Annotated in this window: 17 protein-coding genes and 1 pseudogene; 9 read left to right on the forward strand and 9 right to left on the reverse strand. The window is 70.5% G+C overall.

Annotation, left to right across the window (positions count from 1 at the left end; genetic code table 11):
* Nucleotides 1–834: 834 nt before the first annotated feature.
* The gene (locus ACGFIB_RS00005) at nucleotides 835–2,559 is read left to right on the forward strand and encodes an RICIN domain-containing protein (protein ID WP_357266168.1); all 1,725 of its coding nucleotides are present in this window, start codon (nucleotides 835–837) and stop codon (nucleotides 2,557–2,559) included.
* 200 nt (nucleotides 2,560–2,759) lie between these two features.
* On the opposite strand, the gene ACGFIB_RS00010 is transcribed toward ACGFIB_RS00005, so the two are convergent.
* Complete coding sequence (locus ACGFIB_RS00010; protein WP_393367425.1) at nucleotides 2,760–4,139, reverse strand: RICIN domain-containing protein; 1,380 nt, start codon at nucleotides 4,137–4,139, stop codon at nucleotides 2,760–2,762.
* A gap of 136 nt (nucleotides 4,140–4,275) precedes the next feature.
* The gene (locus ACGFIB_RS00015; protein ID WP_393367427.1) at nucleotides 4,276–5,388 is read right to left on the reverse strand and encodes a glycoside hydrolase family 11 protein; all 1,113 of its coding nucleotides are present in this window, start codon (nucleotides 5,386–5,388) and stop codon (nucleotides 4,276–4,278) included.
* A gap of 894 nt (nucleotides 5,389–6,282) precedes the next feature.
* On the opposite strand from ACGFIB_RS00015, the gene ACGFIB_RS00020 reads away from it, so the two are divergent.
* The 3 genes from ACGFIB_RS00020 to ACGFIB_RS00030 all read left to right on the forward strand — a co-directional run bounded on the left by ACGFIB_RS00020 (nucleotide 6,283) and on the right by ACGFIB_RS00030 (nucleotide 7,802).
* A complete protein-coding gene (locus tag ACGFIB_RS00020) occupies nucleotides 6,283–6,792 on the forward strand; it encodes a hypothetical protein (protein ID WP_357249248.1) in 510 nt (169 codons plus the stop codon).
* 79 nt (nucleotides 6,793–6,871) lie between these two features.
* Nucleotides 6,872–7,099, forward strand: coding sequence for a hypothetical protein (locus tag ACGFIB_RS00025; protein WP_142575737.1), 228 nt, complete (start codon nucleotides 6,872–6,874; stop codon nucleotides 7,097–7,099).
* Nucleotides 7,100–7,196: 97 nt separating this feature from the next.
* Nucleotides 7,197–7,802 (forward strand): class I SAM-dependent methyltransferase, encoded by a 606-nt coding sequence (locus ACGFIB_RS00030; protein WP_357249251.1) that lies wholly within the window; start codon nucleotides 7,197–7,199, stop codon nucleotides 7,800–7,802.
* Between the two features lie 204 nt (nucleotides 7,803–8,006).
* Here ACGFIB_RS00030 and ACGFIB_RS00035 read toward each other — a convergent pair whose 3' ends face one another.
* Nucleotides 8,007–8,513 (reverse strand): DUF2306 domain-containing protein, encoded by a 507-nt coding sequence (locus tag ACGFIB_RS00035; protein ID WP_393367430.1) that lies wholly within the window; start codon nucleotides 8,511–8,513, stop codon nucleotides 8,007–8,009.
* On the opposite strand from ACGFIB_RS00035, the gene ACGFIB_RS00040 reads away from it, so the two are divergent.
* Both ACGFIB_RS00040 and ACGFIB_RS00045 read left to right on the forward strand, forming a co-directional pair.
* Nucleotides 8,503–8,832 carry a PadR family transcriptional regulator gene (locus ACGFIB_RS00040; RefSeq protein WP_393367432.1) on the forward strand — a complete coding sequence of 110 codons (330 nt, stop codon included), beginning with the start codon at nucleotides 8,503–8,505 and terminating at the stop codon, nucleotides 8,830–8,832. The two genes, ACGFIB_RS00035 and ACGFIB_RS00040, sit on opposite strands and share 11 nt — an antisense overlap.
* Nucleotides 8,814–9,395 carry a hypothetical protein gene (locus tag ACGFIB_RS00045; protein WP_393367435.1) on the forward strand — a complete coding sequence of 194 codons (582 nt, stop codon included), beginning with the start codon at nucleotides 8,814–8,816 and terminating at the stop codon, nucleotides 9,393–9,395. Before ACGFIB_RS00040 ends, ACGFIB_RS00045 begins: the two co-directional genes overlap by 19 nt.
* A gap of 29 nt (nucleotides 9,396–9,424) precedes the next feature.
* Here the strand turns inward: ACGFIB_RS00045 and ACGFIB_RS00050 are convergent, their stop codons facing one another.
* On the reverse strand, nucleotides 9,425–9,637 hold the full coding sequence (locus ACGFIB_RS00050) for an arsenate reductase/protein-tyrosine-phosphatase family protein (RefSeq protein WP_357266191.1): 213 nt from the start codon (nucleotides 9,635–9,637) through the stop codon (nucleotides 9,425–9,427).
* A 75-nt stretch (nucleotides 9,638–9,712) separates the two neighbouring features.
* Here ACGFIB_RS00050 and ACGFIB_RS00055 point away from each other — a divergent pair.
* A pseudogene (locus tag ACGFIB_RS00055) lies at nucleotides 9,713–9,925 on the forward strand (arsenic resistance protein); the annotation flags it as partial.
* A 71-nt stretch (nucleotides 9,926–9,996) separates the two neighbouring features.
* Here the strand turns inward: ACGFIB_RS00055 and ACGFIB_RS00060 are convergent.
* Nucleotides 9,997–10,362, reverse strand: coding sequence for an ArsR/SmtB family transcription factor (locus ACGFIB_RS00060; RefSeq protein ID WP_142575742.1), 366 nt, complete (start codon nucleotides 10,360–10,362; stop codon nucleotides 9,997–9,999).
* 207 nt (nucleotides 10,363–10,569) lie between these two features.
* Here ACGFIB_RS00060 and ACGFIB_RS00065 point away from each other — a divergent pair, with 207 nt between their 5' ends.
* On the forward strand, nucleotides 10,570–11,925 hold the full coding sequence (locus ACGFIB_RS00065) for an NAD(P)-binding domain-containing protein (RefSeq protein WP_393367438.1): 1,356 nt from the start codon (nucleotides 10,570–10,572) through the stop codon (nucleotides 11,923–11,925).
* A 111-nt stretch (nucleotides 11,926–12,036) separates the two neighbouring features.
* On the opposite strand, the gene ACGFIB_RS00070 is transcribed toward ACGFIB_RS00065, so the two are convergent.
* The 3 genes from ACGFIB_RS00070 to ACGFIB_RS00080 all read right to left on the reverse strand — a co-directional run bounded on the left by ACGFIB_RS00070 (nucleotide 12,037) and on the right by ACGFIB_RS00080 (nucleotide 15,187).
* Nucleotides 12,037–13,314 (reverse strand): GNAT family N-acetyltransferase, encoded by a 1,278-nt coding sequence (locus ACGFIB_RS00070; protein ID WP_393367440.1) that lies wholly within the window; start codon nucleotides 13,312–13,314, stop codon nucleotides 12,037–12,039.
* A 60-nt stretch (nucleotides 13,315–13,374) separates the two neighbouring features.
* Nucleotides 13,375–14,475 (reverse strand): GTP-binding protein, encoded by a 1,101-nt coding sequence (locus ACGFIB_RS00075; RefSeq protein ID WP_393367442.1) that lies wholly within the window; start codon nucleotides 14,473–14,475, stop codon nucleotides 13,375–13,377.
* A 322-nt stretch (nucleotides 14,476–14,797) separates the two neighbouring features.
* Nucleotides 14,798–15,187: an ArsR/SmtB family transcription factor gene (locus tag ACGFIB_RS00080; protein WP_142575745.1), complete on the reverse strand. Its 390-nt coding sequence runs from the start codon at nucleotides 15,185–15,187 to the stop codon at nucleotides 14,798–14,800.
* Between the two features lie 152 nt (nucleotides 15,188–15,339).
* Here ACGFIB_RS00080 and pepN point away from each other — a divergent pair, with 152 nt between their 5' ends.
* Complete coding sequence (gene pepN, locus ACGFIB_RS00085; protein WP_393367445.1) at nucleotides 15,340–17,769, forward strand: aminopeptidase N; 2,430 nt, start codon at nucleotides 15,340–15,342, stop codon at nucleotides 17,767–17,769.
* A gap of 1,376 nt (nucleotides 17,770–19,145) precedes the next feature.
* Here the strand turns inward: pepN and ACGFIB_RS00090 are convergent.
* On the reverse strand, nucleotides 19,146–20,381 hold the full coding sequence (locus ACGFIB_RS00090; RefSeq protein WP_393367447.1) for an NAD(P)/FAD-dependent oxidoreductase: 1,236 nt from the start codon (nucleotides 20,379–20,381) through the stop codon (nucleotides 19,146–19,148).
* Nucleotides 20,382–20,387 lie beyond the last annotated feature (6 nt).

The following is a 20,387-nucleotide window of genomic DNA, read 5'->3' on the forward strand; positions in this document are numbered from 1 at the left end:
AGCGGCCTGCGCAACCTCGCCGACCGCGCCGAACGACTCGGCGGCACCCTCACCCTCACCTCCCCCGGCACCGGAGGCGCCCGCCTGGAATGGAGTGTCCCGCTGAGCTGATCACCTCGTGCCGCGTGAGTACGCCGCCGCCTCCCGCCGGCCGCGGTTCTTCAGTGGAGCCGGTGCGACGCTGTCGGCCGCGGTGACGGTGGCATCGCCCGGCACGTCTGCCTGATGTCACTGCTGGTGTCCGGCCTTGAGGCGGGCCCTGCGGGGGACCGTGCGGACTCCGGGTGCGGGTTGTCGTCGACGGCGTCCGCGCGGAACTCGCTCGGTGATACGTGCTCGCTGGGTGATACGCGCTCGATCGGTGGCGGCGACATCGCTGAGCGCGCCCCTCAGCTTTTGTGATCGTACGGCCCGATTCCGGCACACGCAATCCTTTGCTCTGCGCTCTTGCTGCGGCCATGGTCCTATTACTTTCCCGCCTTGGGAAATCGTGTGCAGATGAAAAGTCATCTGGCGGAAAGTATTGACGGCCAGACAAGTTCAACGTACGTTTCCGGCTCGGAAAACCTTTGCGCACAGTTGCCCAACCCGGGTTGTGTGCGCTGCGTCGCCGTGACCGCCGCACAGGCACCGATCTGGGGAATCCCATGTCCAGCGAGTCTTCCGCCCCTCCGCGACCGCCGCGGTCGAGGACCGAGGTCATGACCACCCTGCCGTCGGTGCCCGTGGACGTGACCCCGGCGGCCGGCGTCGAGCCACCCTCGGCGCCGGCCGGCGACCCCCTCGATCCGCTCGGCACCAATCACCCCCCCACCACTCCTCAGGAGAGACGCAGTGAAGACGACCAGACTCAGAGCCGGGCAGGCCGCTGCCCTGCTCACCTCGCTCGCGCTCACCGCAGCCGGCGGGACCCTCGCCGCCGCTCCCGCCGACGCCGCCGCGAGTGCCTCGACCACCCTGGTGGTCAACGCGAACCAGCCCTTCCGTCCGGTGACACATGTGGCCAGCGGCTCGCTGTACGGCCTGGCGGACGCGTCGACGCCGACGGACAGCCTGGCGCAGGCCATCAAGCCGAACACCTTCGTCCAGAAACCGCAGGGGGGCGCGCAGCAGCCGACGGGTGACATCCTGACCGTCGCCCCGAAGGCGGCCAGGGCCGGCGCGAAGGTCGTGAACCGGCTGTCCGACGTCTACGCGGGCTGGCCGTACCAGTTCAACTGGAACAACTGGTTCAGCCTGGTCGACCAGCAGATCGCGCAGACCAAGGCGTCGGGCATCTCCAACCTGGCCGCCTATGAGCTGTGGAACGAGTCGGACAACACCTGGAAGTCGTCCAACGGCACGTACGAGGACTTCTGGACCAGGACCTACCGCGAGGTGCGGGCCAAGGACCCCACGACCCCGATCCAGGGGCCGAGCTTCTCGGACAACATCAGCGACATGGACAACTTCCTGAGGAACGCGGTCGCGACCAACACCGTCCCGGACATCATCGCCTGGCACGAGCTGATCAGGTCTTCGAAGATCGCCGGTGACATCACGACGGTCGTCAACCTCGAGAAGAAGTACGGCATCAGCCCGCGTCCGATCGCCATCGAGGAGTACGCCGCCCCGTCCGAGGTCGGCATCCCCGGCGCCCTGGTCGGTTACATCGCCAAGTTCGAGCGGCTGGGCGTCCACGACGCCGAGCTGGCGTTCTGGAACCAGTCCGGCACGCTCGGCGACCTGCTCACCGGCCGGGGCGGCTCGCCCAACGGCGCCTACTGGCTCTACAAGTGGTACGCCGACATGAGCGGCAACATGGTGACGACCACCCCGCCCGCGCAGACCGGCATCGACGGAGCCGCGGCGATGAACAGCGCGGGCAACCAGCTCAGCGTCATCCTCGGAGGCGGCTCCGGCGACAGCGCCGTGGCGATCAACGGGCTCGGCTCCTTCGGCGGGACCGTCCACGTGAAGGTCGAGTACACCCCCTCCCCCGGGCGTACGGTGGCCGTCTCCGGGCCCAGCACGCTGGGTGAGTCCAACTACACCGTGAACAACGGCTCAGTCACCGTGCCCATCCCGGCGATGAACGCCACCTACGGATACCACGTGGTCGTCACTCCGGGCAGCGGCAACCCCGGGACCTCGCTGGCCGGGTCCTACCAGATCAAGAACGTGAACAGCGGCCTCGCTCTGGACACGCAGAACTCCGGCACCGCCCAGGGCACACTGGTCGACCAGGCCACTCCCTCGTCCAGCACCACCCAGACCTGGACCCTCGTCGACAGCGGCTCCGGTCTGTACAAGATCGTCAACAAGGCCGGTGGGCTGGTCCTGGGCATCACCAACATGAGCACCGGCAACGGCGGGACCGCCCTGATCTGGGGCGACAGCGGCACCGCCGACCATCTGTGGTCGTTCGTCCCGGACGGGAACGGCCACTACAAGATCCGCAACTACAACAGCGGTCTGCTGCTCGGCGTCAACGGCATGAGCAAGTCCTCCGGCGCCCAGGTGCTCCAATGGGAGGACAACGGCACCGCCGATCACCTCTGGACTCTCACGGCCCGCTAGAACCTGTACGGAGCCGGGATCACGCTGGAGCGCGCTCAGGTCCGCCGGAGCCGTCGACGCGCCGGTGGACCACCCCGAAAGGCACGCTCAACGCCGCGGCCATCTCACTTCGCGAGATGGCCGCGGCCGCGGTCACTGGCCGGCCGGGCCGCGCGCGACGCGGCCGGCCCGATCGCCATGGACCGGACACCGTCCCCGGGTCAGGACTGTGTGCGGGTCCACTGCTGGTTGGCGCCGCCGCCGCAGGTGTACTGGATGACGTTCGCTCCGTCGGCCGTCGACCCGCTCGCCATGTCCAGGCACTTACCGCTGTTCTGGCTCACCAGCCGGTAGTAGCCGCCGCCGGCGTCCTGGAACCGCCACTGCTGGTTGCCCCCGCCGTTCCAGGAGTACTGCTTCACCTCGGCGTTGTTCGCGGTCGACGCGCTGACCACGTCGATCACCTTTCCGCTGTGCCGGGCCGTGATCCGGTAGTACGGAGTGGATCCGCCGCCCGAGACGACACCGGTCGCGGTGTCGATCGTGATCTGGGGATACCAGGTCAGGCTCATGCTGGTCGCGGACGGGAACGTGATCGGCAGCCAGACGTACTGGGAATCGTTCACCCGCCCGCCCCAGGCGCCGGCCCAGCGGTCACCCATGTACAGGTAGCTGGTCGTCGACGAACCCTGAACGGGCAGCACGAAAGCGGGCTGGGAGCTGAAGGTCGTGCCGTCCCCGACGTCGGTCCACCCCGTCCACGGTCCGGAGACGCTCGGCGCGGTGGCGTATCGCGCCTGGTTCGGGTTCCAGCCCGTCGCCGCCGAGGTCAGCAGGAAGTAGACGCTCCCCCGTTTGAACATGGCCGGGGCTTCGCGGTGCGCGTCGTTCCAGAAGTTGCCCACCAGCGTGCTGACGTTGAGGTAGTCCGGCGTGAGCCGGTAGATGTGCAGGTCGTAGTTCTCGTCCGCCACCGAGATCATGTAGGCCGTGCCGTTGTCGTTGAAGAGCGTGATGTCCCTCGACATGTGCTGCCCCAGGGGGCGGAAGCTGCCGTGGTAGGCGTAGTCGCCGTCCACGGTCGCGGAGGAGGCGACGGCGGCGCGGGCCTCGCCGTAGTCGGACCCGTTCTCCTTGTGCATCCACATGACGTATCTGCCGGTGGAGTCGTTGTAGATGACCTTCGGCCGTTCGATGTTCGCGACGTTGAGCTCGGGAGCCGACGAACGGGTCAGGACGTCCCTGCGGAACTCCCAGTGATTCAGATCGGTGGACCGGTAGACCGAGACCGCGCGGAACGTGTTGTCGGGATTTCGGTTCTCCCCGAACCAGTAGTAATAGTCGCCTGCTTTCAGCACCCCGCCCCCGTGGGCGTGCAGCGCGTTTCCATTGGTGTCGAGGAACTGCGTGCCGTTGGTGACGGTCACGGCGGACGCGTGGGCCGGCGCCGCGGCAGGGCCGGCGACGGCGGCGGCGAGCAGGACGAGGGCCGTGATCGCGCGGCGAGGCCCGAGGGGTTCACCGGCGACAGCCCGATGCTCGCGCCGCTTCCGCTCCTGCTGGTCATCCCAGGGGTAATGAGCGCGGGCGGTGGCGGACATGGGCCGGCTCCCGTCCACGTGCGGCGGACGGGAGCGGACGGAAGCGGACGCGGGCCGGTGCGGCGAGGGAGCGGGGCCCGAGGGCGCCCGCTCCCCGCTCACGCGTCGCCGCGCTGTGCGCACACGGTCGTGCCGGTCAGCCGGCGGTGCAGGCCGAGCCGTTGAGGCTGAAGGCCGAGGGGTTGGGGTTGCTGCCGGAGTAGGTGCCCTGGAAGCCGAACGAGGTGGTGGCGCCGGGGGCCAGCGAGCCGTTGTAGGACACGTTGCGCGCGGTCACCGACGAGCCGCTCTGGCTCACCGTGGCGTTCCAGGAGTTGGTGATCTGCTGGCTGCCGGAGAAGGACCAGGCCAGCGTCCAGCCGTTGATCGCGCTGCCGCCGGTGTTGGTGACGGCCACCTCGGCGGTGAAGCCGTTGTTCCACTCGTTCTTCACGTAGGACACGCGGCACGCGCCGGTGCCTCCCGGAGAGGAGGGCGAGACCGATACCGAGGGCGAGGGGCGGGGGGAAGGCGAGGCCGAGGGCGAGCGCGAGGGCGAGGGCGACGGCGAGGGATCGCTCGTACCGGCGATGGTGATGTTGGAGTTGCCGCTGCTCTGGTAGCCCTCGGTGGCGAGGATCTGGTAGTCGTGGTTGCCCAGCGACATGCCGGCGCGGGCCCAGGCGTCGAAGTGGTTGCCGACGGTGATGCTTCCGCCGGTCCTCTTCTGCTGGCGGACGCTCCAGTACTGGTTGAAGGTCTGGTTGCCGTCGATGGACGGCGCGTTGTAGCGGGTGGTCTGGTAGATGTCGTAGGTGCCGCCGTCGGAGGTCACGGTGCCCTTGAAGGTGCCCGTGGGCCGGTAGGTGCCCCAGTTGTCGACGATGTAGTACTCCACCAGCGGGCTCCGCGTCCACCCGTACAACGCCAGGTAGGCGTTGCCCGAGGGGTTGAAGCTGCCCGAGTAGTTCACCGTCCTGCGCCCCCCGGGCTTCCAGCCCTTACCGGCGACGAAGTTGCCGGTGTTGCGCCAGGAGGTGCTGTAGTTTCCGCCCGACCCCAACTCCATGGACACCGTGCCCTGGCTGTCGGTCCAGAACGAGAAGAAGTAGCCGTTGTTGGTGCCGGTCTGGTTCGTGGTGACCGCCGCGTCAGCGACGCCGGGCAGCATCGCCACGGCCGCGGCCAGCGCCACGGCGCAGACGCGGGCGACGAACAGCCGCACACCGCCGCGCCCGCGGCTTCTCATCCGGACGGGAATCTGATTCATGTACGTGCTTCCTCCTCAACGGGCCGACCGCGGCCGGCTACGTGACGCCGGCGGCCGGGGTGACGGCCAGGGATGCTGACCACCGCGCAGCGGCGTCGCACACCGCGGCGGAGGTTGGCCGGTCGTCACGCGGTCGCCGCCCTGAGGACCGTGTCGCGGTTCGTGGCCCGGATCGTGGCCCGGATCGACAGTGGCGGCCTTCCGCGCGGGCGAAATTATCGGATAGACGGCGAAAGTGTCAGGCCGGGCCCGCAGAGCTGTCAACGACTCGGGTAAGGTCACTTCCGCCCAGAGGGCCGTCTCGACGTATCGGTCCTGCTCAGCGGCGATCAGCGAGTGGGCAGGCCCAGGCGGAGGCGTGAAAGTTACCTGAAATCCGCTGGGAACGGCCCGCCCGGACCGGGCCGCGATCGGTGCGCTCCCCGGGTTCCACGGCGCCGCGGGCCACGTCTTGGCATTTTCACCGGCGTGAGCAGGGGTTTTCCGCGGCCGTCCGTCGTCCGAGGCCGATTCTGCCTCTCCTGTTGCAGGGCGACTGACATGCCCTGATGTGAGTCTTGCCTCCCGTAAGGTTCCCCCGCTGTTTTCGGGCGGACCGTTGTCACTTCGGGCAAAAAATGGTCGATACTTTCGCCGACGTGCCGATAACTTTCACACCGGCCGCGCTCCTGTCGGCAGAGCATGCGCGGCGGCGCCGGGCTCGGCTGGCGCCACCACGTCAGGCGTTACCCGCGACGTTCTGGACCGCACGGGTGAGGCGCGCAAGATCGACGCCTTCGAGGTGGTCGAGACCCACCCGGTTGCAGAGACCTTCCACCGAAGGGAAGGAAACCACCTCAGCCCACGTCGGCCACCCTTGGCGTACCTGTAACTACTCACTGTAATCTCCTGGCCATGACAACGATCAATCGGGGGACGCTCCTGGAGCTGATCCGAAACCGTCCTCTGCTTGCCGCGGAGCTCCTTGGGGACGCTCTGGCCTCCGGCGGCGAAGAACCGATCGACAGGGGAACACTCCTGCGGCGATTGCCTCGGCTGGAGCTCACGAGCACGGACGAGCCGGCCATGGCGGCTCGCTACCGCGAGATCGTGGCCGACGCGCGCCGGGCCCGTGCGCACCAGGCGGAGACCGTGTTCGAGGGGTTGATCGCTTTCCTGCGTGCCCGTATCGGCGAGGGTCCGGACCAGACGTACGGGGCCGCGGACGCCGGGAAGCCCGACTCGCGCAAAGCGGAGCGGGACCTGGCGGCGAAACGGGACCGCGTGAATTTCCTGGAGTCCGTGCTCGTCAACGGGCTCTACCTGGCGCTGGAAGAACATGCCCAGGCAGAGCATCTGCTGAAACTGGAAGCATCGGCGTACAACTGGCATACCGACTACCAGGACGCCTGGCAGCCTGAGTGACGACTGCCAGGACGAAGACAGTGCGTCAAGGCCGTGGGTTGGTTGTGAGCGGCGCGGCGAGCAGCCCATACTGGTTGGAATGAAGCCAGCCAGCGGCGCGTCCCGCCGTCACCTGCCCACCAGTCCCTTCAAGCCCCCGCCCCCCGCTCCGCCTCTTGAGCAGTTCAGTGTGAACGACCAGGTCACCCACGACCGATACGGTCTCGGTGTGGTCCTGGAGGTAGAGGACGGAGTGGCGGTGCTCGTCGATTTCCGATCACAGCAGGAACGCATCACTGCCCCGTTCAAGAAGCTGCACAAACTCTGAGCCTGCTCTTCACCCTGCCTGCTCGTGATGTTCAGAGAGGGTGGCGGCACTCGAAGCCCGAGGCCGGCCGCCTCTTCCGCTACGGAAGAATGCGGGTATGGCTGAACAGAGCATCTGGATGCAGAAGGTCGCCGCCGACCCTGATCACTCCACCTGGTTCATCGAGCGCTTCCGTTCCATGGCTCGCGCCGGTGACGACCTCGCCGGGGAGGCCCGCCTCGTGGATGCCATGATGCCGCGCCACGCCCGGATCCTCGACGCCGGCTGCGGATCCGGCCGTATCGGTGGTGCGTTGGCCGAGGCCGGCCACGACGTCGTCGGCGTCGATGTCGACCCGGCACTGATCGACGCCGCCGAGCAGGACCACCCCGGGCCGCGATGGATGGTCGGCGACCTGGCCGAACTCGACCTTCCCGCGCAGGGCGTCACCACGCCGTTCGACGCCATCGTCTGCGCCGGGAACGTGATGACGTTCCTCGCGCCGAGCACCCGTCGTGAGGTGCTGAGGCGGTTCCGTGCGCACCTCGCGCCGGAAGGCCGCGCCGCGATCGGCTTCGGCGCCGACCGCGGCTACGAGTTCAGCGAGTTCCTCTCCGACGCGGCCGCGGCCGCGCTCGAACCCGACCTGCTGCTGTCCACCTGGGACCTGCGTCCGTTCAGGGACGACTCGAACTTCCTGGTCGCCCTCCTCCGCCCTGCCTGACACGGCGGCCGAGGATGGGCGCACCCCAGCCATAGATCCTGACGGCGGCGTTGGCAGGCCGCACGATGGGAAGTGGTCGACCACCAGCCTGGCGTGCCCCGGATGGCTCCGCGAACGTCCGAACGACCACCACATTCAACGGGGTCATAGACAACCCCGGTCAGCCGCCATCGTCGCCAGGGCGCGCCTGGCGGTCGCCGAGGATCATGCTTGTGCCGGCGCGCGCCGGTGGCGCCTGCGGGCGATCGCGCGCGCGATCAAGGGGGAGCCGATCAGGGCCGGGAGCAGCCAGTAGGCAACGGTCGGGAGCCTGTCCCACAGCGGCAGGTGGGGGCCGTTGTCGACGTAGAAGCCGGTCATGAGCAGCACGTAGGACGCGCCCATTGCGAGGATGTGGAGGTCGGGCCGGTGCCGCCGGTTGGCGTAGCCCGTCAGCGCGGCGGTGAAGCCAAGAGTGCCGATGACGAACAGGTGGACGTTCTCCCGCCAGCGGATCGCCGACATGACCGTCAGGGTGAGGTAGACGACGGCCCACGCCCACAGGTAGACGCGGCCGAACCGCCGGTGCCGTGGGCTTGCCTTGCGCGTCAGTGCGGCGATCGCGCCGCAGCTCACGCAGGTGATCCCGGCAGTGATGTGGATGGCGAGTGCGGCGAAGAAGACCGGTCCCGCGTTGGGGATCGGAGTGCCCAGGATGTCGATGTGGTCCATCGCATCTCTGGACGGTCTGCTGCTCGCCACGCTGGAGCATGGACCGCAGCACGGCTACGCGGTGAAGGAAGCGCTGTGTGACGCCACGGGCGGCAGGCTCGATCTGCCCACCGGCACCGTCTATCCGGCGCTGCACCGGCTGGAGCGCGCGGGACTGATCAAGGGAAGCTGGTCGGTGGTGGGCGGTCGCAGACGGCGCACTTATGAGCTGACCGAGCAGGGGCGACGCTCTTTGGCGGGGGCACGCGACCACTGGCAGGAGTTCGCCGCGGTCATGTCCGCAGCGCTGGGTGGTGGACCGTGGCCGGCCACGAACTGATCGAACGCCACCTGCGGACGCTCGCCGAACGGCTGCCCGACCCCGTGGTCGACGAACTCACCGACGGCCTCTTGGCGTCCTACGACGACCAGATGGAGCGGCTCGGCGACCCGGACGCGGCAGCCCAGGCCGCCCTGGCGGACTTCGGTGACGCCGACAGCGTCACCGCCGCCTTCATTCGTGCCTCATCGGCCAGGCAAGCCGCGTTCACGCTACTCGCGGCCGGGCCGATCGTCGGGCTGAGCTGGGGAGCCACTATCGTCACCGCCAACGGCTGGACCTCGGCGATCCCGCTGTCATCACGCCTGGCCGTCGGCGTCCTGCTCGGCTCGGCCGTGCTCATGCTCGTGACCGCCATCCGTGACCAGCGGCACTACCGCACCGTACGACTGGCCGCCCTGGGTGGCGCGGGAACCGTCGCTGTCTTGGACACGGTCATGCTGGGCACGGTCGTCACGCTTGTGCCGCCGCCGTCCTTGCTGCTGCTCGTGGCGCTGACCGGCAGCGTCGCGAGGATCATGCTGGCGGTACGAGCCATTCCCGCAGTGATCGCACGCCAGTGACCATGGTGCGGCATCGTCTCGCGGCGGGATCAGCTTTCTTGCTGAGCGTCGATCTCGGTGATCTGGGCCTGGACGCGCGTTTTGATCTCGTCGCGGATCGCGCGGACCACCTCCAGGGGGGCGCCGTCGGGGTCGCGGATGGGCCAGTCGGTGCCCGCGGAGGAGACGATGACGCGCCCGCCGGCGCGGACGTTCAGCAGAGCCGCGGCCATCTGGGAGCGTCCCGCGTTCCGGCTGCACACGAAAAGCACCCTCGGTACGGCACTGCTTGCCGGGTCTCGGGTGTGGGCGAGGGCGTCGAGCCGCTCGGCCGCGAGGGTTTGCCCTACGACCGCACGGCCACGCTGGCCTTCACCGCGGCCGGCAACAACTTCGAACTCGCGATCGCCGTGGCCATCGCCACCTTCGGCGTCACCTCCGGCCAGGCCCTGTCCGGGGTCGTCGGGCCGCTGATCGAGGTCCCCGTGCTGGTGGCCCTGGTCTACGTCTCCCTCGCCTGGCGCCGTAGATTCGCCCCCGCCGCTCAGTGAAGGACACGAGTATGCGATGACAATGGGCGTCCGATCACCAGGAGGCCCGGCGCGTTACTGGTCCAGGGCTCTCAGGCCGGGCCGGCGCCGGTCAGCAGCCGGCCCATTCCGGCCAGCACGCTCGGCTCGACCCGGTAGTACACCCACGTGCCCCGCCGCTCGGAGGCCAGCAGACCGGCCTCCTTCAGCTTCTTCAGATGGTGGGAGACGGTCGGCCCGGACACCCCGACATCGGAGATGTCGCACACACACGCCTCACCGCTGGGAGCGGAGGCCACCGCGGAGAACAGGCGCAGCCGCACCGGGTCGCTGAGCGCCTTGAACATCGCCGCCGTCCGCTCGGCTTCAGCGGCCGTGAGCGTGCGTTCGGTCAGCGGCGGACAGCACGGCACCACCACATCGGGCTCCAGCTCCGGCAGCGTCCGCCTATTCGACATCCATCTATGTTGACATACATCGAACTAAATCGTGAGGACCAGCGATCTGCTCGTCGGACGGAGGCACATTCCAGCCGGCGGCGAGGTGGTCGTCCCATGACGAACCCTCTCCCTGATTCGATGGATGTCTATGTTGACGTTTATCGAATCAGGTGTCACGCTGGCCGCGCAACTCATAGACGGATGTCGAAGTAGAGGAGAGCCGTCGTGACCACGCCCGCCGCCGAACTGCCCGTTGTCGTGATCGGAGCCGGTCCCGTCGGCCTTGCCGCCGCCGCCCACCTGATCGACCGCGGACTCGACCCGCTGGTGCTGGAGGCCGGCCCCGCGGCCGGATCCGCCGTCCGGGAGTGGTCACACGTCCGGCTGTTCTCCACCTGGGGAGAGGTCGTCGACCCGTCCGCCGAAAAGCTGCTCGCCCCGACCGGCTGGGTCCGCCCGGACGCGGCGACGTACCCGACCGGCGGAGACTGGGCCGAGCTGTACCTGCAGCCGCTCGCCGACGCCCTCGGCGACAAGGTCCGCTACACCACGACCGTCACCGGCGTGGCCAAGGCCGGCCGAGACCGCGTCGTCGACTCCGGCCGCGACGAGCAGCCCTTCACCGTCCACGTACGGACCGCCGACGGCGGCGAAGAGCGCATCACCGCCCGCGCGGTCATCGACGCCTCCGGCACCTGGACGACCCCGAACCCGCTCGGCGGCGACGGGCTGCCCGCGCTCGGAGAGAAGGGCGCGGCCGACCGCATCTCCTACCGCGTCCCCGACCTGCACGACTCCGCCGTACGCGCCCGGTACGCCGGTCGGCGCACGGCGGTGGTCGGCTCCGGCGCCTCGGCCTTCACCGCGCTGGCCGCCCTTGCCGACCTGGCCACCCAGGAGCCGGGCACGCATGCGCTCTGGGTCCTTCGGCGGGGCATCGGCGCGGGCACCTTCGGTGGTGGCGAGGCGGACCAGCTTCCGGCACGCGGCGCCCTCGGCCTGGCGGCCAAGGCCGCGGTCGAGGCGGGACACGCCGGCGCGGTCACCGGTTTCCGCACCGCCGCCGTGCAGCGAGGCGGCGAGCGCCTGGTCCTCGTCGCCGACGACGGCCGGACCACCGAACCGGTCGACGAGGTCATCGTGCTGACCGGCTTCCGCCCCGACCTGTCGTTCCTGTCCGAGGTGCGCCTCGGCCTCGACGAGCGCCTGCAGGCCCCGCTCGCGCTGGCACCGCTGATCGACCCCAACGTGCACTCCTGCGGCACCGTCTACCCACACGGCGAGGGCGAACTGTCCCACCCCGAGCAGGGCGTCTACCTGGTCGGCATGAAGTCCTACGGCCGCGCCCCGACGTTCCTGGCCATGACCGGCTACGAACAGACCCGCTCCATCGCCGCCGCCCTGGCCGGCGACCGCGAGGCCGCCGAACGCGTCGAGCTGGTCCTGCCCGAGACCGGAGTGTGCGGCGGATCCGGCCTGTTCGACGAGCCCGACGCCGCACAGGCGTCCGGCGGCTGTTGCGCCGCCCCGGCCACCCTGCAGATCGGCATCGGCGCTCCCACCTCCCCCGGCGGCTGCTGACCGGACTGCCGACCGGACTGCTGACCACGGTGGCCGGCCTCCACGCCCGCGCGGCAGTGCGCCAGTGCGGAGGTACGGAGGTGCGGGCGGCCGAACCGCGCCACGGTGACGTCAGACGGCGGGGCTGCGACGCTCGATCATGAGGACGTCGCGCCAGACGCCGTAATGGCGGCCGACGCGTTCACGGGTGCCGAGGACGCGGAAGCCGGCCGCCCGGTGCAGGGCCAGGCTGGCTGCGTTCTCCGGGAACACACCCGATTGGATGGTCCAGACGCCGGCGTCCTCGCTGGCGGCGACGAAGGCGTCCAGAAGGGCACGGCCCAGGCCCCGGGAACCGTAGTCAGGGTGGACGTAGATGCTGTGTTCGACGACGCCCGCGTAGACGGGACGGGTGGAGACGCGGGAGGCGGCCACCCAGGCGACCACCCGGCTGGTACGGGTGTCGGCGACGACGTACCGCAAATGGCGGAGACGGGCGGAGCTGAACGTCTCCCAGGCAGGAGCGGTGGTCTCGAAGCTGGCGTGGCCGGTGTCGAGGCCGAGTTGGTAGACGTTCAGGACCTGGTCGGCGTCCGCGTCCCGCATGGGACGGATCTCGAAGCCGGGGGTGACGGGGGGCTTGGTGGCCTGGACGATGGCCGAGTGGACGCCGTCGCCGTGGTCGGCGGTCGGGGTGATGGTGATGCCGGTGAAGCCGGCGTTCAGGAGCAGGGCGCGGTACTCGGTGACGGTCAGGGAACCGGCCGTGCAGCCGATGCGGGCCTCCGTGCGGCAGCGTAGGTCCTGGTCGGGGACGGAGTCGTCGCTGACGACGTCGCTGACGCCGAACCGGCCACCGGGGCGCAGGACGCGGAACGCCTCGGCCAGGGTGGCGGCCTTGTCGTCGGACAGGTTGATGACGCAGTTGGAGATGACCACGTCGACCGTGCGGCCGGGCAGGGGGACGTGCTCGATGGTGCCGTGCAGGAACTCGGTGTTGGTCACGCCGGCCTGTGCGGCGTTGTCGCGGGCGAGGCTCAGCATGTCGGGGCTGGCGTCCAGGCCGTAGACCTTGCCGGTGGGGCCGACGCGGCGGGCGGACAGCAGGACGTCGATTCCGCCGCCCGAGCCGAGGTCGAGCACGACGTCGCCCTCATGAAGGTCGGCGACGGCGACAGGGTTGCCGCAGCCGAGACTGGCGCGCAGGGCGCCGTCGGGCAGGGCGGCGGTGTCCTCGTAGCCGGCGGCGCCGAAGCAGCCGGCATCCATGGAGCCGGCGTCGGAGGAGCCGTCGTCGAAAGAGCCGTCGGACGCATCGAAGGAGGCCGAGTCGCGGCCGGTGACGGACTGGCCGGTCATCGCGGCTCTGGCGAGCCGGGAGTAACGGTCGACGATCTCCTCGCGGGCCACGGCGGCCTCCTTCACGTGCAGGTGGGGGCGGCGGGCACTCCGGCCGCCCCCCGATTCCGCTCAGCCCGCCGCGGCGGGGATCCGGTAGGTGGGACGCGGGTAGCCGGGCTTGAACGACGGGACGCCGGCGCTCTGCACGGCTGATGTGCCGGTGGCGGCGGACACCGCCTCCACCGCCTCGGCCACCGCGGCGTCGAGCTCGGCGGGCTCGCACGCGACGCGGGCGTTGAGCCGTGCCTCCGCCCCGGTGAACCTCCTGCCCGCGACGGCGTCCACGGTCGGCTCGGCGCCGCCGGCGGTCACACTCACCTTGCTCAGGTCACCGGCGGACTCCAGGCTGACCTTCACGTGGCCGATCATCCAGCCGTTGCGGGCGGCGGTCGCGGACAGGTGCTCCAGCAGCCCACGGGCCCAGGTGTCCGGGTCGAAGCCCTCCGCCGCCGTCACGTCCAGGCTGAGGTTCAACCACGCCAGCGCGGCCTCGGCGTTGGCGTAGCGGTCGTAGTCGATGTCGAGGCCGCGCCCGACGGGCTCCGAGCCGAGCCAGAGGGACACCAGTTGTTCCAGCCCCTCGCCGGTTCTGGCGGAGTAGCCGAGCACGGTGGCCGTGGGGTATCGCTCGCGCAGATCCGCGGTGATCGCGGCGGCCTCCGCCGCGTCAAGCAGGTCGATCTTGTTGAGCGCGATCACGTCGGCTTCCTGCAACTGCTTGCCGAACAGGTAGGACATGTCCGACTCCGTGTCGTCCAGCGGGAGCGACGTACGGAGCGCGTCGAGCCTTTCCGGCTCGACGACGACCAGGAGCGGGGCGGGTGTGAACTGTTCACCGTAGTGAGCGCTGAGCGGCCGGATGACGGTGGCCTGCAGATCGGTGCAGCTGCCCACCGCCTCGGCGAGCAGTGTGTCCACCTGGTGGCCGTCGACCAGGCGCTGCGCGACGGTCAGCAGGTCTTCGAACCGGCAGCAGAAACATCCGCCCGTGACCTCACCGGCCTCGGCGATCGCGGACTTGGCGAGCTGGGTGTCCACCAGTTCGGTGCCCTGGTCGTTGGTGATGACCGCGACCCTACGGCCCTGTGACTGGAGATGTTTCGCGACCGCGACGAGAGTGGTGGTCTTGCCCGCCCCGAGAAAACCGCTCAAGGTCATAAAGGTGATCAACCGGCGTTCGCCTCACTTCTGGTAACGGTGCTCTACAGATATCGCCGCATGGCACGGCACGAGTGAGTATTCGCGTCACAGGGTGTCGAGGTGGTGTCAGTGATCCGCCATCCGTAGTCAGCTAACAGCCTCCGTTCCCCCAGGTCAAGATCCTTGACGCCAGGAAACGAATGATTAACAATGCCGCGGGACCGTGCCGAAAAGAGGTATTGATGACCGTCAATACGGATGCTACAATCAGTATGAAGATATTTGTGTGAGAAATTATTCGCGCATCATTTCCGCAATGACGGCATCGCTATCCGACCGCCCGTCGAATCGCCTATCTCGCGATGGCGGAAGGCAGGGCGATGATGCCCGTCAGCGCGGTGAGCGCCTCGGGCACGACCCGGTAGTAGACCCAGGTGCCCCGACGAGTCGACGTGACGAGCCCGGCGTCCCGGAGGACCCTGAGGTGATGGCTGATGGTCGGCTGGGTGAGGTCGAACGCCCCGACGAGATCGCACACGCACGCCTCGCCGTCGAGGTGAGAGGCGACGAGGGAGAGCAGCCTCAGCCGTACGGGGTCGCCGAGCGCCTTGAAGCCCGCGGCGAGCGTGACGCTCTGCTCCAGGGTCAGCGGCTCCGTCACCCGCGCCGGGCGCGGCACCCCGGGTTCGACCACGGGAAGGTCCTCATGCGGCAGCAGCACGGGCTCGTCGTGCTCGGCCATGACGATCGGGTCCTCTCCCTAAGCGCCCCGGGCGTGGGTCACCCGGCCGCATCCCCCACGAGTCTAGACAACCTTTCCGCCCAGGAGGTCTCGTCATACCGCATCCCCCGCTGACCCATGCCGAGGCGACGGAGCGTGGCGCCCTGCTGCGCGTGCGGTCCTACGACCTGCACGTCGATCTGAGCCGGACCGGGGAGCCGGTGTTCCGATCCAGGAGCACGATCCGCTTCACCTGCGCCCGGCCGGGCGCCTCCAGCTGGGCCGACGCGCTGCCCCGGCGGATGCGTTCCGCCGTGCTCAACGGGCGGCCGGTCGAGTACGACGGCGCGGGACGGATCCCGCTGCCCGATCTGGCCGCCGTCAACGAACTGACCGTGGAGGCGGACTACGGCTTCTCCACCGGCGGCGAGGGCCTCCACCGGTTCACGGATCCGGCCGATCAGCAGGTGTACGTGTACAGCCACCTGCAGCCCGGCCACGCTCCCCGGGTGTTCGCCTGCTTCGACCAGCCCGACTTCAAGGCGCCCTTCGCGATCAGCGTGACCGCACCGGACGGATGGACCGTGTTGTCCAACGCCCCGCTCGGTCATCCGCCGGTGGCGGGCGTCCACAGGTTCGCACCCACCCCGCCGATCAGCACGTACGTGGTGGCCGTGGCGGCCGGCCCGTGGGCGTCGTGGACGGCGGACCGGGCAGGCGCCGTGCCCCTGGGCGTGTACTCCCGGCGTTCCCTGGCGACGCACCTCGACCCGGCCGTACTGCTGAAGCGGCTCGGGGCGGGGGTGGCGTTCTTCGCCGAGGCGTTCGCGACGCCCTATCCCTTCCGGAAGCTCGACCTGTGCTTCGTCCCCGAGTTCAACTTCGGGGCCATGGAGAACGCCGCCTGCGTGTTCGCCGCGGAGACGTTCGTGTTCGACCGCGCGGTGACCCGGTACGCGCACCGCCGCCGGGACGAGATGATCTTTCATGAGATCTCCCACCAGTGGTTCGGCGACCTCGTCACGCTGCGCTGGTGGGACGACCTGTGGCTGAGCGAGGCGTTCGCCACCTGGGCGGGCGTCCACGCGCTGACCCGGCTCACGGAGGACGCCGACGCCTGGGCCGACTTCGCCGCGGGCAAGAAGGCGCATGCCTACCTCCTGGACCAGTCGGTCTCCACCCACCCGGTCGTGACCGGCGTCCCCGACGTGGACGCCGCCGGGTCGGCCTTCGACGCGCTGACGTACCACAAGGGCGCGAGCGTGCTGCGCCAGCTCGTGGCCCGCCTGGGGCTCGACGGGTTCCTGAAGGGCATGCGGCGCTACTTCGCGGACCACTCCTACGGCACCGCCGGCCGGGCCGAGATGCTCGGCGCCCTGACGGCGGCGGGCGGCCGGGACCTGACCGCCTGGACGGACGCCTGGCTGCTGACGGCCGGGCTCACCGAGGTGCGGGCCGACTTCGACGTCGACGAGACCGGGTGCTTCACGCGTTTCGACCTGCTCCAGGAGGGGTCGCCCCGGCCGCACCGTCTCGCGGTGGGCGTCTACGCGGAGGACCGCCACGGCGACCTGGTGCGTGTGCGCAGGCACGAACTCGACGCCGACGGCCCCCGTACGAGCGTGGACGCGCTCGTCGGCAGCCGGTCCGGCTCGCTGGTGCTGCCCAACGACGGCGACCTGACGTACTGCCGGATCGTGCTGGACGCCCGCTCGACGGAGGAGGTCGTCCACCGGATCGGCCGATTGGCCGATCCCATGGCCCGCTCGCTGTGCTGGACGGCGGCGTGGGACATGGTCCGGCACGGGGAGCTGCCGCCGCGGCGGTTCCTGACGATGGTCCTCGGCGGGCTCACGGCGGAGACGCAGATCGGCGTGTTCCAGCGGCTCCTCGTCCGGGCCGCCACCGTGCTGACGGCCTACACCGAGCAGGGCTGGGCTCGCGCCCACGGCTGGCCCTCGTACGTGGACCGCCTGCTGGACGTCGTCAGCAGCGCCCATGATCGCGACACGGACGGCGACACGGACCAGAGGCTGGCGGCGGCGCGGGCCGTCGCGGATGCGGCGCTGACGGCCGGCCACGTCAACACCGTGCGCGAATGGTTCCACGGAGCGGCCCCGTTCGACGTGGACGACGCGTTGCGCCGCAGGCTCGCCCGGTCCCTGGTCGCGCACGGTGAGCCCCTGGAGGACGTCACCGGCGCCTTCACCGCCGTGGGAGAACGGCTGGCCGAGCGGCTCAGGGCGTCGGTGCCCACCGCGGAGGCCAAGGAGTGGGCGTGGACGACTGCCCTGCGCAGCGGGAGCGTCGCGCAGGTCCGCGCGCTGGCCGACGGCTTCGCCCACCCCGCGCACCATCACCTGCTCACGCCGTTCGCGCGGCGCTACACGCGGGACGTCCCCCCGCTGCTGGCCGCCATGGGAGACCGGGAACCGGCGCGTACGGTCGCCGTCCGGATGTTCCCCTCCTGGTCGGTCTCACGACGCACGCTCGGCGTGATCGACCGCCTGCCCACGGGTGACCTGTTCGTCAGACTGACCGGCGCGGCCAGGGCCGAGCTCGCCCTCGCCGTGGACCTGTCGGAGCGGGACGCCGCCGGGTGACAACCACTCCTCGGCGCCGTCACCGGCGGCGAACGACTCGAACAGCTCCCGCACGGCCGGTCCGGCGTCCGGGCCCGCGTACCACCGCTCCCCCGCCCGGCCCGCCAGGTGGTCCCACAGCGTCTCGCGCAGTGCGAACGCCTGGTGATACACCAGCGGATAGCAGGGCTTGCCCTCCAGGTAGGTCTGCATCCGATCCCACGCGGCCCCTCGGTCCACCGCGACGCCGAACTCCCGCTCATGCGAACGCACGTACTCACCGGCCGGGTCCGGGTGGCCGTCGTGCACGGCCATCTCGAAGCAGAGGCCGGTCGCCACCAGGCGCCGGACGTGCTCACGCGCGAAGGCCAGGCGCTCCACGGCCTCGGCGTCCACCGTGACACCGAGGTGGCGCCGCTGCCAGTCCGGCCGCCGGACGACCTGTTCCAGGGTGAAGCCGAACGCCTCGGTCAGCGCTGGATGCGTGCGCCACAGGTCGGCGCAGTGCCGGGTGCCCGCGGTGAAGTGCAGGGCGTGCCCGAACTCGTGCAGAAGCGTCGCGTAGTGCCCCAGCGTCGTGCCCGGCGTGATGGACACCCGTACGTCGGCCGGCGGCGCGACCGGCGAGCAGAACGCCGTGCCCGACTTGCCGGGCCGTGCGACGTCGTCGACGACGATGCGTTCCAGGCATCCGCCGAAACCCCACTCGCGTACGGTGGCGCGGACGCTTGCGAGCGCGCCGACGGCGCCCTCGGGCAGGACGGCGCGTGCGGCGATAAGGCGGGCGTCCCCCATGGACGGGGTGGAGATCGCGTCGCGTGCCCGCCAGTCGTCCCATCGCCTGAGGAACCCGGCCCGGGTGGCGTCCAGCCAGTTCCGGGCGTGGGCGACGAACCGGTCCACCTCCGGGTGCAGCGCCCGCACCAGCGCGGCGTGCGTCGGGAACCCCAGCTCGGCCCGCGCCTCTGCGTACGCGCCGAGCCAGCGCCGCCGGCCCTCGCGCAGCCGCTCCCCCACGTCCGCCAGGGCGGCCCGGACCTCGGCGCGCCGCCCGTCGTCGGTGACGGTCCGCGACAGGGCGACCAGTTCCCCGTGGGTGAGCGTCCTGCCGCCGGCCTCGGCGGTGACGGTGCGCTGGAGCAGCCGCAGCCGCGCGGTCGCCTCCGTCAGCCGGACGCGGAAGTACCAGAGGACCAGCTCCCCGGCGTAGTGCAGGTCACCGTGCTCCAGTGCCAGGAGGACGAGCCCGCCGTCGGTCAGCCAGCTGAGCCCGCCCTCCGGCAGGGCCGGGTGGTCCTCGCGCTGCCCCGTCGCGGCCAGCCAGCGGGCATGGGCGACCCGGGCCTGCAGCGCCGCGAGGTTCTCGACGTGACCGGCCAGGTAGCCGGGGACGGTGGTCACGACGCGTCCACGGAGGCCGCCGGGGGCAGGCCGAGCACCTCCGAGGCGCCGTCGGCGACCCGCTGCCAGAAGTCGCGCCGGTCCTCGGGGAGCCCGGCGAACAGCTCCGAGCAGCGGCGGGTCATCTCCAGCGCCAGCCCGGGATGGGCCAGCACGCCCCGGATCCAGGCGAGCTGGCCGGGCTCCGGCGGGTCGATGCGCAGCCCCGCGAGACCCGCGCGGACCTTGCGCCCGACGCGCTCGTCCAGGCGGGTCGCGTAGCTCTCCCGGGCCTGCGGCGTGTCGCCGTCCACCGCGAGGGGCACCGTGGCGGCGAGGGCCTCCGCCGCCGCGCAGGCGTCGGTGATGCCCGCGCCGAACAGCGGGTCCTTGTGGCAGTAGGCGTCGCCCGCCAGCCGCCAGCCGGGTCCGGCCGGCTCGCGGTGGAAGTTGCGCAGGCTCTTGGACGCGTACACGGGCGAGACCCGCCGCGCCGCACGCAACCGGTCCGCCATGGCGGGGATCGAGCGGAGCAGGCGCTCGTACCCCTCCTCTCCCCCCGCCTCTGCCCGGATCGCCGCGTACTCTCCCACGGGCGCCGACAGCATGATCACCCACCGCCCGCCGTCGCACGGGCCGGCCTGGAGCACGTGGCCGCCGTCGTGCCACAGCTCCAGCGCGGGCGAGGGCAGCGGGACGACGTCCTCCCAGTAGGCGTGGAAGGTGCAGCGCATGGCCCCGGCGTCGAAGGTCGTGGCCGCGCCGGTCTGACGGGCGGTCGCAGATCCCCGCCCGTCCGCGCCCACGACGATCCTGGCCTTCTCCGACCACCCCGCGCCCTCGATCCCGATGACCTGGTCACCGTCCCAGCGCAGGGACCGCACGGGGCTGCGTTCCCTGATCTCGGCCCCGTGCCGGCTCGCGGCGCGCAGCAGGACCCCGCTGAGGGTCTCCCGGCGTACGCACAGGTTGTAGTGGTACGGCGAGCGGGGCAGCATGGGCGCCCCGTAGTAGCCGCCCTCGACCTCCAGGTGCCAGCGCCGCAGCGGTGGCGCGCCGGTGGCGAGGACCTCCTCCAGCACGCCGAGCCGGTCCAGGAAGGCCAGCGTCGTCGGGCCGAAGAAGTGGGTGGAGACGGCCGGGGCGGGCAGCCGGGTGCGGTCGCACACCAGGACCCGCAGCCCCTCCCGCGCGAGCAGGGCGGCGCTCGCGGCCCCGGTGACGCCGCCGCCGACCACGATCACGTCATACATCGGCCA

Source organism: Microbispora bryophytorum (assembly GCF_043197435.1).
Taxonomy (GTDB): Bacteria; Actinomycetota; Actinomycetes; order Streptosporangiales; family Streptosporangiaceae; genus Microbispora; species Microbispora bryophytorum.